Genomic DNA, 14,930 nt, shown 5'->3' with positions numbered 1-14,930 from the left:
GGTCAGCCGGCGGCCCTGGTGCTGGCGGTTTCAATGCTTGACTTATGCCCGGACATGCCCGCTTTTTTTGCACGCGCATGGGCGTCCGGCAATGCCGCAACAAATGCGTCAACGTCTGCCGGGCCAGAAGTATGCCCGAGGCTGAAGCGTTGTGCGCCACGTGCGGTGTCTTCGTCCAGGCCCATGGCCAGCAGGACGTGGGAGGGTCGGGGCACGCCGGCTGTGCAGGCGGATCCGGTGGAGGATTCGACGCCGGCCATGTCCAGCAGGAACAGCAGGGAGTCGCCTTCGCAGCCGGGGAAGGTGAAGTGGGCGTTGCCGGGGAGCCTTCCCCCCGGGTTGTCCGCCGGATCCACGCCGCGCAGCACGGCTTCCGGGACCGCGGCGCGGACGGCGGCGATGATGTCGTCGCGCAGGCCCGCGATCCGCGCGCTCTCCGCTGCCAGGTTGTCCGTGACATCGGCGGCGGCTGCGGCGAATGCGGCGATGCCGGCGGTGTCGAGCGTGCCGGAGCGGACAGTGCGTTCCTGCCCGCCGCCGTGAAGCACGGGTGTCAGCGTGACGGCGCGGCCCAGCAGCAGGGCACCGACGCCCACGGTGCCGCCGATCTTGTGGGCACTGACGGACATGGCGGCAAGCCCGGATTCGCGGAAGTTCACGGGGACGGAGCCGAAGGCCTGGACGGCGTCGGAGTGGACGGGGATGCCGTGCTTGCCGGCCAGCGCCACAACCTCGGCGATCGGCTGGATGCTGCCGACCTCATTGTTGGCCCACATGCAGGTGACGAGCGCGACCGCGGAGGCTCCGCCGTCGGACAATTCCTTGTCCAGGGCGGCGAGGTCCAGGACGCCCTCGGCATTGACGGGCAGCCAGACGGCTTCGGCGCCCTCGTGCTTCACGAGCCATTCGACGGTGTCCGCCACGGCGGCGTGCTCGATGCTGGAGACGAGGATGCGGTTGCGGGCGGGGTCGGCGGCGCGGCGGGACCAGAACAGGCCCTTCACGGCGAGGTTGTCCGCCTCCGTGCCGCCGGAGGTGAAAATGACCTCGGTGGGGTGGGCGCCGGCGGCCGCGGCAATGGTTTCCCGGGCGGCCTCGACCGTGGCGCGGGCGCGGCGGCCGGCCCCGTGAAGGGAGGACGGATTGCCGCTACGGGAAATAACGGTGGTGAGTGCGGCGAGGGCCGGGGCCGAAATTGGCGTGGTCGCCGCGTGATCTAGATACACGGGCACCGGACAATTCTACGGCACCGGCGGCCCTTGCGGGGTGTTGGTCCGGTCACCCTCGGAGCTGAGGTCCGTGGCCAGGGTGACTTCAAGCGCCTCCAGTGCCGGCGATTGCACGACGGCGGCAATCAGTTCCGCTGTTCCGCCCAGCAGGGTGGAGTCGAAGTCGACCTCGGTGGCCAGGCACCAGCTGCGGTCTGCGGGCCAGGCCAGGTTGGGGCTTTGGGTGTTCAGGCCAAGGTCGTTGTCGAACCACGGCGGGCGGGCCAGTTCGGCCATGGTGCCGCGGAAGGCCCAGTACTTCCGGAATCCCTTGGCCACGGTGAGTGGTCCGCCAGGTCCTGCAGGGATGGCACCGGCTCCGGGCTCAAAGCCGCCCCAGCCATTCCAGACCGCCTGGAAGATGTCCTGTTGTTCTGCTGTGTGTGCGGCCAGCACGCCTGCGAGCGCAGCCAGCTGGCCCTGGTCCAGCTCCCCCGTGTTGGGGCGCCAATGTTCCACCCCGTTCGGCCCGTCAATGGGCGCGTCCCGGTAGAGCTCCGTTTTTGCCAGCCGGTGGAACTGGGCCGCCGGGTGCAGCTGTGTGCCCTTGGCGCGGGCGATGTCGGCCCACCGCCATTCCGACGCGCCGCCGCTGCCCACCCGGTGGAAGATGCGGACGTAGGCCTCGAAACCGTCGGGAACGGTGGTGGCAACCGTGCCAATCCACTGGTCATGCAGCTCCTTGGCCATATAGCGCTCCAGCGCATCGGCAATCCACTGGCCCTCGGCACCGCTTGCAGTTTCCATGCTCGGAGCCTAGCGCACGGCGGTGCCGCACCCAACAGCGGCCGCCGGGGACGCGCCGTCGCGCTTCCCTCCCTACTCCCGCGGCACCAGCCGGGCGCAGCAGTGGGAGATCTCCTCGTCGGGCGCGAGGTCGTGGCGGCAGTCCCCGCAGCCCTCGAGCGCGCCGGCCAGCAGCGAGCCGTTGAGCGAACACACCACGCCGGTGTGGTCCTGCGAGAGCCGGTGGAACGGGCAGTTGGCCATGATGGTCCCGCCCTGGGCGTCGGGCTCGGGGCTGTAGCCGTTGGCGTGCAGCAGGTCGTGGATGTTCCCGGCTTCCGCGCCCAGGCGGCGGCCCTCGTCGAACGCCACGGTGGCCATGGCGGACTCCACGCCCTCGCCGGTGTCGATGGAGCGCTGCACGGCGGCGGCGAGCAGGGCGGCCGCAAGGTCATACTGGCGCGGCGGCACCGAGGCGCTGATCTCCCCGACCGCCACGGCGTACAGCTTGCTCGGCCGGCCCGACCCGGGGCCCGTCTTCTCGCCCAGCTTGCGGTACTCCACCTTCAGCAGCGCCTCCTCCACCAGCCGGTCAAGGTGCACGCGGACGGTGCTCTTGGGCAGCCCCAGCGACTGCGCGCATTCATCGCGGCTCAGTGCATGCCCGGCACCCCGGACCAGGTCAAAGAGCTCCTTGCGCACCGGATCGCCCAGCGAGGCCATGGCGCGCAGGCGCTGGCCCTCGTCAAGCTGCGTGTCCCGGTGAGGCACGACGGCGCCGCCCCCTGCCGCCGTCGGCGCGGCTGGCGCTGTGGTGTCGCCCGCGCCTGCGGGTTGTGTTGGCTGGTCCTGCTTGAGCTCATTCATGGCCGGTGGCCTGTTGCTTTCGTTCTCATGCCGCCCGGTGCGGGCAGTTGGTCGGATTGTGACGCTTGGCTTGACGCTTTGAGTCTGCACTTCTAAAGTCAATAATACAAGCTTTAGAAAGGGTTGGATATGTCCATCACCAGCGCGTCCCTGCCGGACCTCCTTGCATTTGACGATCCCGAGACCCTGCCCGCCCTGGCGCCGGGGATCGACCTTCCCCGCGCCCAGGCGGCCATTGCTGAATTCCTGCGCGCCCTTGGCCGGGACGAGACCGACCCGCACCTGCTGGACACGCCCCGCCGGGTTGCCGCCGCCTATGCCGAAATGCTGACCCCGCGCGAGACCTCGTGGACCACGTTCCCCAACGACGACGGCTACCAGGGCCTGGTGCTGGTGAAGGACATCCCCTTCCATTCCCTCTGCCAGCACCACCTGCTGCCGTTCCGCGGCGTGGCCCACGTGGGCTACCTCCCCGGCGAGCGCCTGTTCGGCCTGTCCAAGCTGGCCCGCGGCGTTGAACTGTTCGCCCGGGACCTCCAGGTCCAGGAACGGCTGACCCAGCAGGTGGCCGACTGGCTCGAGGACACCCTGGCCCCGCGCGGCGTCGGGGTGGTGATGGAGGCCGAGCACATGTGCATGTCCCTGCGCGGAGTCCAGACCGCCGGCACCATGACCCGCACCTCAGTCTTCACCGGCCTGTTGTCCGACGACGGCCCATTGCGGGGGCAGTTTCCCCACTGACACCCCCATTCCGGGCGGATGAACCCGGGGCACCCGAGCCTTGCCGGCGCCTTCAGAGGCGGACAAGACTTCATACCTGAGACACCAGATTTCCAGCGGAAAGAGTTTCTTGACATGAACCAGTCACCCAGCACAGCAACCACACCTGAAGCATCTTCCAAGGCGCCCGGAATGGTGATCATCGGCGGCGGGCTGAGCGCAGCCACCGCTGCCGAAACCCTGCGCAAGGAAGGATACGAAGGCGCCGTCACCATCGTGGCCGACGAACCGGAAATCCCCTACCAGCGCCCGCCGCTGTCCAAGGGTTTCCTGGCCGGCAAGGAGGGCGAGGACGCACTCCTGCCCCTGCCCGCAAGCTGGTACACGGAAAACAACGTGACCGTCCTGACGGGCACCGCCGCCAAGGCCCTTGACCCCGCCGCCCACACCGTCACACTCTCCGACGGGACCACGCTGCCGTATGCCAAGGCGCTAATCGCCACAGGTGCCGCCCCGCGCCGGATCCCCTTTCCCGGCGTCGACCTTGAAGGTGTCTACACGTTCCGCACCAAGGCCGACAGCGTGGGCCTGCATGCCCTGCTCGAAGGTGGCGGCAAGAACGTGGTGATGATCGGCTCAGGCTGGATCGGCATGGAAATTGCCGCCACGGCCACCGAGCTGGGCAACACCGTGGCGCTCATGGGACTCGAGGAGGTGCCGCTGTCGGTGGCGATCGGCGCCGAGCTGGGCACTGTGTTCGCAAACCGGCACAAGGAGGCCGGCGTCCGTTTTGAGCTGCCCGCCAGTGCCGCCGAAATCCAGGGCACGGACGGGCACGTCACTTCCGTGCTGACCACCACCGGAGCCACCCTGCCCGCCGACATTGTCATTGTGGCCGTGGGCGTGGTGCCGAACATTGGCCTGGCCCAGGACGCCGGGCTGGCCATCAACAACGGGATCGAGGTGGACGCGTCGCTGCGCACCTCGGCGGAGGACGTGTTCGCGGCCGGCGACGTCGCCAACGCCATGCACCCCGTGACCGGCGCCTACGCCCGCTCGGAGCACTGGGCCAATGCGATCGCCAGCGGCAAGGTCGCGGCCAAGTCCATGCTGGGCCAGGACGCCGTACTCGACGACATCCCCTACTTCTACACCGACCAATTCGACCTCGGCATGGAGTACTCCGGCTTCGGCGCACTCACCAAGGACGCCCAAGTGGTGGTCCGCGGCGACACCGCCACCGGCGAATTCATCGCCTTCTGGGTGCTGGACGGACGCGTCGTGGCGGGCATGAACGTGAACATCTGGGACGTGCAGGACGCCATCAAGTCGCTCATCTCCTCGCGGCGGCAGGTCGACACGGCAAAGCTGGCTGACCCCAAAACCCCGCTCGAGGAGATTTGATGGAGGGTATGAACGCCGCCCCCTTTTACACCCCGCCGCTGCACCACCCCGTCCACCACTTCGGCCCGCGCACGCTGGACTTCAGCCGCCAGGTGGCGCTCATGGCCATCATCAACCGCACCCCTGACTCCTTTTACGACGGCGGAGCCACCTTTGCGCTGGATGCGGCGGTTGCCGCTTCGCTTGCGGCCGTGGACGACGGCGCCGACTGGGTGGACATCGGCGGCGTCCCCTTTGCGCCGGGCCCGGCGCTGAGCGCCGAGGAGGAGGGCGACCGCGTGGTGCCGGTGATTGCGGCAGTGGCTGCGGCCAGCGACGTCATCATCTCCGTGGACACGTTCCTGCCGGAGGTGGCTGCGCGCAGCATCGCCGCCGGCGCCAACGTCATCAACGACACCACGGGCCTGTCGAACCCGGACATGGCCTCCGTGGTGGCTGAAACCGGGGCGCACATCGTCATCACGCACTCCCTCGCCACCCCCCGCACCGTGTATCCGCGCCCCTACTACGACGACGTCGTCACGGAGGTGGCTGCGTTCCTGTCCTCCCGGATTGAGCTGGCACTGTCCCTGGGCGTGCCTGCAGAGAAGATCATCATCGACCCCGGGCACGACCTCAACAAGAACACGCTGCACACCTTGGAGATCACGCGCCGCTTCAACGAGATTGCCGCCCTCGGCTTTCCCGCACTGGCTGCAGTCTCCAACAAGGACTTCATCGGCGAGACGCTGGCCCAGCCCAAGGAGGAGCGGCTGGCCGGTTCCCTCGCGACCGCCGTCACGTGCATCCTGGGCGGAGCCCGGGTGCTGCGCATGCACAATGTAGCCGCCGCCAACTCCGCCATCCGCATGACCGAGGCCGTGCTGGGGTGGCGGGAGCCCGCCTACCTCAAGCACAACATGGGTGACATCAACGAACCCGCCCACCCGGCCAAGCGCTAACCCACCCCCCCACCCGACGCTGTCGCAGCAATGGCGGCTTTTCCACCGACCCAATCGCACACACAGGCAGTTGCGACAGCTTTTCCACCGACGCGACGGTGGAACACTGCGACAGCGATCCGGTTTTTCCGGCCATTGCTGCGACGGGGTCCAGGATTTTCCGGCCATTGCTGCGACGGGGTCCAGGATTTTCCGGCCATTGCTGCGATAGCGTTGGGGGAACATTTGAGGAGCCCGCCCATGGAACGAATCTTCCCCGATCCCGAAGTGCTCTCCAGCGCCGTCCTGGAGCATGACCTCCTCGCCGCCCCGCCGGAGAACCGGCGCAGCAGCCGGCCGTGGGTCAGCTTCAACTTCATCGCCAGCATCGACGGCGCCGCCACCGTGGACGGCCGGTCCGGGCAACTTGGCAACCCCTGGGACCTGCGCGTCTTCTCCCTGCTGCGCCAAACCGCCGACGTCATCCTGGTGGGCGCCCAAACCATACGCTCCGAAGGCTACGGCGGGGACCTCCTGGGCCCGGAAGCCCAGGCATGGCGCACCGACAACTGGCTCGACCCCCATCCTCCGCTGGCCATCGTCTCCGGCTCGCTCAACCTTGACCCCGGGCTGGAGGTGTTCACCCAGGCACCCGTCAGGCCCCTGGTCCTGACCCTGGCCAGCGCGCCGCAGGAGCGGCGGGAGGCACTGTCGGAGGTGTCCGACGTCGTCAATGTGGGCGACGAGTCCCTGGATGTGGACCGGCTCGTGGCCGAACTGGCCGGGCGCGGGTTCAAGAACATCCACTCCGAGGGCGGGCCAACACTGCTGGGAAGCTTCGCCGCGGCCGGCCGGGTGGACGAGCTGAACCTGACGGTGTCGCCGGTGCTGGTGGGCGGGGCCGCGGGCAGGATCGCGCACGGGGCACACACCGAAGAGGCAGTGCGCGGCATGGAGCTGGCGCGCGTCCTGAAGGCCGATTCCATGTTGTTCCTGCGCTACGTCCGCCCCGCCCAATAACCTCTTTTTTCCGACTGTGACGCAGATGATGCACAAGATCGGCTCCGGAAAGCCCATTCCACTGCATCTGCTGCGCCACAGATGTCGGGAAGGGCGCAGGAGGGACGGATAGACTGTGCGCTGATGGGCAGCAACGATTGAAAGGTCTCCCGTGGGCGAAAAGTTCCTCACGCATTACCAGGTGCTGGGACTGGCGCGCACCGCCACGGAACGGGACGTGAAAATCGCGTACCGCAAGGCGGCCAAGATTGCGCACCCGGACCGCGGCGGCGACCCGGCCGTGTTCCGCCAAATCACGGAGGCGTACGAGACCCTGGTCGATCCGGCCAAGCGCCACGCCTACGACAAGTCGTACGCATCGGGCCGCCCGGCCGCAGCACCCGCCGCCGGCAGCGCCCACGCCCAGGCCCGCGAAGGATACCGGGGCAGCTACGGCTCCCCCGGCCGCGCCGGCTTCGCACAAGGCCCCGGCTTCAGCACCCGCCGCACCTCCGGCCCGCGCCCCACGGCGGGCGATCCGGCCATATACCTCCCCGCCTACGAGTCGCTCGCGCCCGGCGAAACACCGCTGATGCCCCGGCCCGCCGCCGCCCAGCCCGTCCACGGGGCGCCCCGCAAGCGCGGCCTCTTCGGCGCCTCCTCGCGACTGGCCCGCGAGGCCCGCACGGCGCAGCTGGTCATGCAGCAGGTGCTGCCCGGCATCCCCGCGGCCCGCCTCATCAACGGCCTCACGGCACCCCACGGCGCCGGCTACGTGGACCACGTCCTGGTGTCCGGCTACCGGATGGCTGTCATCGGCTCCATGCTGGTCCCCAACGGCGCGTTCCGCTGGGACGGCTCCACCCTGGTCCACGGCAGCAAGGTGGTGGCCCCGCCGCAGCTCATCCCGGCCACCCGCGCCTTCCAGGAACTGTTCCCCGAATGCAACGTCACCGCCTGGGTCTGCGTGCACAGCAACACGGGCAACCTGTTCGAGCCAGTGATCGACTACGCCCGCGGCACCGCGCCCGACGGCTCCAGCACGGTCAACGTCGCCAACGCCGCCCGCTTCACCCGCGAGGTCAAGCACTTTCTGGCCGCCGGCCCCTCCCCCAATGCGGTTGACCTGTCCATCCTGGACCGGCTGCTCGGCGGCATGTACTGACGCCCTTCCCGCCTGGAATGTCCGACGGCGCCCGGCCTGCCTCGGGTGGGCCGGGCGCCGTCGGGCATTCTAAATAAGCATTGACTTATATAAACAATGGCTGATATTAATGGGGCATGCACGCATTCGATGTGATCGGCGACCCCGTCCGCCAGCGGATTCTGGAACTCCTCCTTCTCGAGGAGCAGTCCGCCGGTGCCGTTGCCGCCGCCATCGGCAAGGAGTTCAACATCAGCCAGCCGGCCGTCTCCCAACACCTGCGCGTCCTGCGCGAGAACGGCTTTGCCACCGTCCGGGCTGAAGGGACGCGGCGCCTGTACTCCGTGGACACCGCACCCCTGCAGGACATGGACGAATGGCTGCAGCCGTTCCGGGCCTTCTGGACGGGACGCCTGGATGCACTGGGCACCGAACTGGCCAGGGGCCGCCGCGCACGGCGGACCACACGCTCCCCCGCAAACCCCTCCACCACGAAGGAATGATCACCATGTTTGACATGCTCGAAGAGCTCGCAGCCATCCACCGCAACGTGGCCGTCAATGGTTCCAGCGGCACCGTTTCCGTCACCGTCAGCCGCAGCTACACGGCCGAGGCGGACGACGTGTGGGACGCCCTGACCAATCCGGAGCGCATCCCCCGGTGGTTCTACCCCATCAGCGGCGACCTCAAGGCTGGCGGCACGTTCCAGCTCGAGGGCAACGCCGGCGGCGACATCCTCGAATGCGCCCGCCCCGTACACCTTCAGGTGACTTTTGGCGGCCCCGAGAGCATCGTGGACCTGCGCCTGGCCGAGGACGGCGGCAGGACAACGCTCGAGCTGACCCACAGCGTCCCCGTGGCGATGGCGGGCAGCGGGGCCGGCGCCCTGTTTGTCGGCCCGGGCTGGGACGGCGCATTGCTCGGGCTGTCCATCCACCTGCGCGGTGAACTCATTGGCGATCCACAACAAGCCGCCAACTCCCCTGAGGTGGTGGAGTTCAACCGCGGTTCCATCGCCGGCTGGAAGGAAGCCATCGAGTCCTCGGGCACGGCCAGCGCCGAGGAGATTGCCGGTGCCCACCAGGCCGCCCTCGCGCAATACACGGTCCTGCCGTCCTGATCCCCGCCATGCCCGACGGCGCCCGTCCCGCCCTGGGTGGGCCGGGCGCCGTCAACCGGCCCGGACGTCAGGCGGTAGGATGAAAATCGTGTTTCGCATCCTCTTCCTGACGCCCGAGATTCCCGGCAACACGGGCAACGCCATCCGCCTGGCCGCCATCACCGGCGCCGAACTGCACCTGGTGGAGCCGCTCGGCTTTGACTTTTCCGATGCCAAGCTGCGCCGGGCCGGGCTGGACTACCACGACCTCGCCGTCGTGACGGTGCACAAGAGCCTCGAGGCGGCGTGGGAGGCACTGGCCCCGGAGCGCGTCTACGCCTTCACCTCCGACGGTGAGGCCGCTTACACGGACATCGCCTACCAGCCCGGGGACGTGCTCATGTTTGGCCGCGAATCCACGGGCCTGCCAGCGGACGTCAAGGCCGACCCCCACATCACCGCCCGCGTCCGCCTGCCCATGCTCCCGGCGCTGCGGTCACTGAACCTCGCCAACGCCGCATCCATCGCCGTGTTCGAGGCATGGCGCCAGAACGGCTTCGCCGGGGCCCAGCTGAACGCCTGATTTTCCCGGGCCACGGCCCATTCCCAACCACCAACTGGAGGCATGCATGTCCGCTCGCGATCCCGGCCTGGCGTTCACCGACGGCGCCCTGCAATTTGAGTCCTGGGCCGACAAGCTCTGGGACCCCATGGGCCGCGACGTTGCCGAGGCGGCCGTGCTGCAACCCGGCGAAAAGGTCCTGGATGCCTGCTGCGGCACCGGTGCGGCGACGCTTCCGGCGGCCCTTGCGGTGGGCCCCGGCGGCACGGTCGACGGCGTCGACCTGTCCACCGGGCTGCTGCGCATCGCGGCGGCCAACCTGGCCGAGCGCGGCATCCTCAACACCACCCTGACGGAAGCCGACGTCACGCAATGGCGCGGACACCGCACCTTTGACGCCGTGCTGTGTTCCTACAGCATGTTCTTTTTCTCCGACATGGAGGCCGGCATTGAACACCTCGCCTCCATGCTGCGGCCCGGCGGCCGGCTCGTGTCCAGCACCTGGGTGGAGGGTGCCCTGGAGCCCTTCGCCGGGCTGATCCTGGACGCCGCCGTCAAGGAACGCCCCCGGCTGGCCGGCGTGGTGCCGCTGCCCAACCAGAACATGGCGCGCGTTGCCTCCGTGGCAAAGCTGTCCGCGTGGCTGGAGGAACGCGGGCTGGAGGACGTGAGCGTGTCAACGCATCCGCTGACCCTCACCGTGGACGACGAAATGGCCTGGAGCCTGGTCATGGGAAGTGGCTGGCGCACCCTGCTGCCGCGCGACCCCGAGGCCATCGCCCGGGTCCGCCGCGACTTCATGGCCTCCGTGGGCCCCATCAGCGAAATGAACTCCGACGCCATGATCGCCACGGCCTCGGTCCCTCGCCGCGACAGCTGACAGGGCCGGCTGGCTTTCGGCGCAGGACCCACGCCGCCCTCCAGCAAAAATGACACCGATCCCGCCAAATGAAGCCCGAATTCCGGGATCATTTGGCGGGATCGGTGTCATTTTCCCCAGTACGGGGGAGACGCCGCCGGGGCTACGCCTTGCGGCGCTTGATCTCCTCCACGGCCTGCGGCAGGACCTTGAAGAGGTCGCCCACAATGCCGAAGTCGGCAATCTCAAAGATGGGCGATTCCGCATCCTTGTTCACGGCCACAATCAGCTTGGACGTCTGCATCCCGGCCTTCTGCTGGATGGCGCCGGAGATGCCCACGGAAATGTACAGCTGCGGGGACACCTTCTTGCCGGTCTGGCCCACCTGCGAGGCGTGCGAGATCCAGCCGGCATCGGTAGCGGCACGCGAGGCACCCACCGCGGCACCAAGCACGTCCGCCAGTTCCTCAATGGGCGTGAAGTCGCCGTCGACGCCGCGGCCGCCGGCCACCACAATGCGGGCGTCCTCCAGCTCGGGCCGGCCGGAGGCGGCACGCGGAGTCCGGGAGACAACACGGGCGCCAAGGCTGGCCGGGGCAAAGGCCACGTCCACACTTTCGATGGCGGGCACGGCCGCCTCGGGTGCGGGGGCCGCCTCCACGGCGTGCGCCTTGACGCTGATGACCGAAACAGCCGAAGCAGCCCGGGCCTCCACCGTCCAGGACCCTGCAAGGACAGACTTGTGCGCAAGGAGGGTCCCGCCGTCGACCGCCACCGAAACAGCATCGGTGATGACGCCGGCGTTCAGCGCAACGCCCACGCGGGCCGCAATTTCCTTGCCGGCGGCGCTGTTGTCCAGAAGCACGGCGGAGGCGGACACGGCCGCGGCGGCCTGCGCCACCAGGTCCGCCTTGGGGGCCACGAGGAACTGGCCCAGCTCGGGCTGCTCGGAGTGGAGCACGCGGGCAACCCCGTAGGCGCCCAGCTCGCTGAGAAGTTCCGGGCTGGCGGGGCCGGCCACAACGGCCACGGGCTCGCCGGCAGCCCGGGCCAGGGTCAGCAGCTGGTGCGCCGTGGTGGACAGCTTGCCGGGGGCGTCGAGCTGATCGATGTAAACAACAATTGCACTCATGAATGGTTCCTTAGATCAGTTTCTGCGCGGCCAGGAAGTCAACCAGCTGGATGCCGGCGTCGCCCGAATCGGTGATGATGGTGCCGGCGGTGCGGGCGGGGCGCTCGGCTGCCGCGGCCACCCGGGTCAGGGAACCGGCCAGTCCGACGGCGTCCGGCGCCACGCCGAGGTCGGCCAGGGACACGGTGGTCACCTTCTTCTTCTTCGCGGCGATGATGCCCTTGAAGTTCGGGTAGCGCGGCTCATTGGCCTGGTCCGTCACGGAGATGAGGGCCGGCAGCGTTGCCTGGATTTCCTCGGAGAAGTCGTCGCCGTCGCGGCGGGCCGTGACCGTGGCGCCGTCCAGCTCCACCGATGAGGCGAAGGTGATCTGGGGCAGGCCCAGGCGGGCGGCGAGCTGTGCCGGCACAATGGAGGTTTCGCCGTCGGTGGAGGCCATGCCGGTGATGACAAGGTCAACGTTGCCGAGGGACCTGATGGCTGCCGCCAGGACCAGCGAGGTGGCGGAGGCGTCGGAGCCTGCGAGCGCCTCGTCGCTGACGTGCAGGCCCTGCGTTGCGCCGATCTGCAGCGACTTTTTCACTGCTGCTGCGGCGGCGGCCGGTCCCAGTGTCAGTGCCGTGACGGTGTTCCCGCCCTTGGCGCCGCCGCGGGCGTCGGTCAGGGCCAGCGCTGCTTCCAGTGCGTATTCATCGAGTTCGGACAGGATGCTCTCATTGCGGTCGATCGTGTGAGCATCACCTGTCAGGTGCCGGTCAAATTGCGCGTCTGGCACATACTTGACCAGTACGACAATATTCAGTGCTGAGTTTTCCACTGCTGTCCTTTGTGTCATGGACGGTTGGTTGCGCTGCAGCCGCTCCCGTTGCGGGAGGGTGCGGCGGGTTCGCCCTTGGCCTATCCCAACAGCTTAGTTCGTGGCGGCGCGGGCCGGAATTTTCTGCGACGAATCTTTACTCCGGGCGAACAGCGGGCGCGCTCGTTGGCGTCCGAAGCGGACATGCTGTAGACCGGTGGTGTGTTCTTCCGTCAACTTGAGTACATGGTGGCCCTGGCCCGCGAGCGGCACTTTGTGCGTGCCGCCGCGTCCTGTGGCGTGTCGCAGCCGGCCTTGTCCGAGGGCATCCGCCGGCTCGAGGCCGAGCTTGATGCGCCGTTGGTCCGCCGCGGGAACAAGTTTGGGGGCCTGACCGCCGAGGGCGAGGCCGTGGTGCTCTGGGCCCGGCAGATACTGGCGGGCCGGGACGGACTCGTTGCCGACGTTGCCGCACTGCGCGGACACGTCACCGGCACGCTCCGCCTTGGCTGCATTCCGACGGCGGCCAACGCAGCACCGCTGCTGACCGGCCCGTTCTGCGCCGCCAACCCGGGCGCGCGCGTTGATGTCATTTCAGACCTTGCCTCTTCCGACATCCTCCGCCTGCTGCTTGAGAATGAGTTGGACGGCGGGATCAGCTACATCAAGGACCCGCTCCCGGACGGGTTCCACGCGGTCCCGCTCTATTCGGAACGGTACGTGCTGCTCTGCCCGGCCTCAGCGGGCTGGCTGCCCGGCCCGCAGGCCACCTGGGCGGAGGCATCCGCCTTGCCGCTGTGCCTGCTGGCCCCGCACATGCAGGGCCGGCGGCGCATCGACGGCATGTTTGCCGAAGCCGGGGTGCAGCCGTCCCCCACTTTGGAGACCGACTCCGTGGCCTCCCTCTTTTCCCATGTGGCGGCCGGCGGCTGGGCCACCATCGTGCCTGCCGCGTGGCTCCTCGCGTTTGTGCTGCCGCCATCGGTGCGGGCCCTTCCCCTGGTCCGGCCGGAGGGCTCTGTCCCGGTGGGCCTTGTCACCCTGGACCGGGAGCCTTCCACCGTGATGGCCAGTGCCCTCGTGTCTGCCGCCGAGGACGCGGACCTGGAGTTCTTCTCCCGGCTCCCACTGGTGCCGCGTCCCGGGGAGCACCGGCCCGCTCCGGCACGGGACTAGGGGCAGCGGGCGGGCAGTCGCATTCCGACAGCACCCCAATATAGGCAGTGCCTATCAAACGAGAGCCACCTCTTCTTTGACGTCTATGATGCTCGTTCGCCAAAGTGGTGGCAGAACTGCTCCTGCCACCGTGAAGGCCGCCCATGCCTGCCCCGCACCTGACCGCGATCCACCCAGCCGTGCTCATTGCCCGGCGGGCGTCCGTCCTCCGACCCGTCACGCTCGTGCCCGGAGCCGGCGACCGGCGGGCTGCCCGGCGCGTGACAGCCGGGTTTGCGGTGCCCGCCCTGATCCTGCTGGCCGCCGGCCGGCCGGAGCTGATCATCTACGCCGCCTTCGGCTCGTTCGTGGGGATGTATGGCCGGGATGAACCCCACCAGCTGCGCCTGGTCCACCAGGGCCAGGCGGCCGTCCTGCTTTTGGGCGGTTCCCTGCTGGGCATTCTCTGCGCCGAAGCCGCGGCGGGCCCCTGGCCGCTGATTGGCCTTGAGGCGCTGCTGGCCGCCGCAGCCTCGCTGGTGGCGGACCGGTTTGGGCTCAAACCGACGGGGCCGTTCTTCTGCATTTTTGCCTTCGGTGCGCTCGCGGCGGTGCCGTCAGCGGTGCCGTGGTGGGCGGCTGCCGCCGTCTGCACCGGTTCCGCGGCGTTTTCGGTGCTTGTCGGCTTTTCCGGGTGGCTTGGTTCACGGTCATGGCAGCCCGGTGCGGTGCGCGCCGTCAGCCGTCCAGGGGCAGCGGCCGCGCTGGTCCACGCGCTCCGCTACTTTCTGGCCGTGGCTGCGGCCGGTGCCACGGGGCACATGCTGGGGATTGGGCATCCCTACTGGGCCATGGCGGCGGCGGCCGTCCCGCTGGCGGCTGAGACACTCAACGGCCGGATCCGGCGCGGAATCCACCGCGCGGCGGGGACCTTCGCCGGCGTCGGCGTCACGGCCCTGGTCCTCTGGCCGGGACCGGGCACCGCTGCCCTGTCCGTGGCAGTGGTGCTGCTCATGCATCCCACGGAGCTGTTCATGCAGCACCACTACGGCCTGGCCTTGGCGTTCTTTACCCCGCTGATCCTCATCATGACCCTGCTGGCTGTTCCCGGCGACCCACTCGGGCTTGCCGCGGACCGGGTCGTTGAGACCGTCATCGGTGCCGCCTCAGGCATCCTGGTTGCGGTGGCCGTCCCCGAGCCGCAGCGGCGGCGGTTGCCCAGGGCGCCGTGAGCATCCAGCAAGGAGCCGGCGGTTTTTAGTTCGGCTGCTCCCTGCGG

At 68.8% G+C, this 14,930-nt stretch carries 16 protein-coding genes; 11 read left to right on the top strand and 5 right to left on the bottom strand.

Annotation, left to right across the window (positions count from 1 at the left end; translation table 11 throughout):
- Positions 1-2: 2 nt before the first annotated feature.
- The 3 genes from JOF48_RS12505 to JOF48_RS12495 all read right to left on the bottom strand — a co-directional run bounded on the left by JOF48_RS12505 (position 3) and on the right by JOF48_RS12495 (position 2,861).
- The gene (locus JOF48_RS12505) at positions 3-1,232 is read right to left on the bottom strand and encodes a cysteine desulfurase family protein (RefSeq protein WP_209681159.1); all 1,230 of its coding nucleotides are present in this window, start codon (positions 1,230-1,232) and stop codon (positions 3-5) included.
- Positions 1,233-1,241: 9 nt separating this feature from the next.
- Positions 1,242-2,015, bottom strand: a complete 774-nt coding sequence (locus JOF48_RS12500) for a hypothetical protein (RefSeq protein WP_209681157.1) — start codon at positions 2,013-2,015, stop codon at positions 1,242-1,244.
- A 72-nt stretch (positions 2,016-2,087) separates the two neighbouring features.
- On the bottom strand, positions 2,088-2,861 hold the full coding sequence (locus JOF48_RS12495) for a helix-turn-helix transcriptional regulator (protein ID WP_209681155.1): 774 nt from the start codon (positions 2,859-2,861) through the stop codon (positions 2,088-2,090).
- Positions 2,862-2,990: 129 nt separating this feature from the next.
- Between JOF48_RS12495 and folE the strand changes: the two genes are divergently transcribed.
- From folE to JOF48_RS12450, 9 genes are all read left to right on the top strand, one after another.
- On the top strand, positions 2,991-3,602 hold the full coding sequence (folE, locus tag JOF48_RS12490; RefSeq protein WP_209681153.1) for a GTP cyclohydrolase I: 612 nt from the start codon (positions 2,991-2,993) through the stop codon (positions 3,600-3,602).
- Positions 3,603-3,716: 114 nt separating this feature from the next.
- Positions 3,717-4,985 carry an NAD(P)/FAD-dependent oxidoreductase gene (locus JOF48_RS12485; protein WP_245346519.1) on the top strand — a complete coding sequence of 423 codons (1,269 nt, stop codon included), beginning with the start codon at positions 3,717-3,719 and terminating at the stop codon, positions 4,983-4,985.
- On the top strand, positions 4,985-5,926 hold the full coding sequence (gene folP / locus JOF48_RS12480) for a dihydropteroate synthase (RefSeq protein WP_425353717.1): 942 nt from the start codon (positions 4,985-4,987) through the stop codon (positions 5,924-5,926). The genes JOF48_RS12485 and folP overlap by 1 nt, the downstream gene beginning before the upstream one ends.
- Before the next feature lie 240 nt (positions 5,927-6,166).
- Positions 6,167-6,925 (top strand): pyrimidine reductase family protein, encoded by a 759-nt coding sequence (locus JOF48_RS12475; RefSeq protein ID WP_209681151.1) that lies wholly within the window; start codon positions 6,167-6,169, stop codon positions 6,923-6,925.
- Positions 6,926-7,076: 151 nt separating this feature from the next.
- Positions 7,077-8,069 carry a J domain-containing protein gene (locus JOF48_RS12470; protein ID WP_209681149.1) on the top strand — a complete coding sequence of 331 codons (993 nt, stop codon included), beginning with the start codon at positions 7,077-7,079 and terminating at the stop codon, positions 8,067-8,069.
- A gap of 116 nt (positions 8,070-8,185) precedes the next feature.
- Positions 8,186-8,551 (top strand): ArsR/SmtB family transcription factor, encoded by a 366-nt coding sequence (locus JOF48_RS12465; protein WP_209681147.1) that lies wholly within the window; start codon positions 8,186-8,188, stop codon positions 8,549-8,551.
- 5 nt (positions 8,552-8,556) lie between these two features.
- Positions 8,557-9,168 carry an SRPBCC family protein gene (locus JOF48_RS12460; protein ID WP_245346518.1) on the top strand — a complete coding sequence of 204 codons (612 nt, stop codon included), beginning with the start codon at positions 8,557-8,559 and terminating at the stop codon, positions 9,166-9,168.
- Between the two features lie 88 nt (positions 9,169-9,256).
- The gene (locus JOF48_RS12455; RefSeq protein WP_209684509.1) at positions 9,257-9,730 is read left to right on the top strand and encodes a tRNA (cytidine(34)-2'-O)-methyltransferase; all 474 of its coding nucleotides are present in this window, start codon (positions 9,257-9,259) and stop codon (positions 9,728-9,730) included.
- Between the two features lie 46 nt (positions 9,731-9,776).
- Positions 9,777-10,589, top strand: a complete 813-nt coding sequence (locus JOF48_RS12450) for a class I SAM-dependent methyltransferase (protein ID WP_209681143.1) — start codon at positions 9,777-9,779, stop codon at positions 10,587-10,589.
- Positions 10,590-10,731: 142 nt separating this feature from the next.
- Here JOF48_RS12450 and JOF48_RS12445 read toward each other — a convergent pair whose 3' ends face one another.
- Positions 10,732-11,700: an electron transfer flavoprotein subunit alpha/FixB family protein gene (locus JOF48_RS12445; protein ID WP_209681141.1), complete on the bottom strand. Its 969-nt coding sequence runs from the start codon at positions 11,698-11,700 to the stop codon at positions 10,732-10,734.
- A gap of 10 nt (positions 11,701-11,710) precedes the next feature.
- Complete coding sequence (locus JOF48_RS12440; RefSeq protein WP_209684507.1) at positions 11,711-12,502, bottom strand: electron transfer flavoprotein subunit beta/FixA family protein; 792 nt, start codon at positions 12,500-12,502, stop codon at positions 11,711-11,713.
- Between the two features lie 216 nt (positions 12,503-12,718).
- Between JOF48_RS12440 and JOF48_RS12435 the strand changes: the two genes are divergently transcribed.
- Together JOF48_RS12435 and JOF48_RS12430 are read left to right on the top strand one after the other, a co-directional pair.
- Positions 12,719-13,672 carry a LysR family transcriptional regulator gene (locus JOF48_RS12435; protein ID WP_209681139.1) on the top strand — a complete coding sequence of 318 codons (954 nt, stop codon included), beginning with the start codon at positions 12,719-12,721 and terminating at the stop codon, positions 13,670-13,672.
- Between the two features lie 143 nt (positions 13,673-13,815).
- Positions 13,816-14,883: an FUSC family protein gene (locus JOF48_RS12430; RefSeq protein WP_209681137.1), complete on the top strand. Its 1,068-nt coding sequence runs from the start codon at positions 13,816-13,818 to the stop codon at positions 14,881-14,883.
- Positions 14,884-14,930: the final 47 nt, after the last annotated feature.

The sequence above is a fragment of the Arthrobacter stackebrandtii genome (assembly GCF_017876675.1).
In the GTDB taxonomy this organism is placed as follows: domain Bacteria; phylum Actinomycetota; class Actinomycetes; order Actinomycetales; family Micrococcaceae; genus Specibacter; species Specibacter stackebrandtii.
This window is presented reverse-complemented; position numbering and strand designations above follow the sequence as displayed.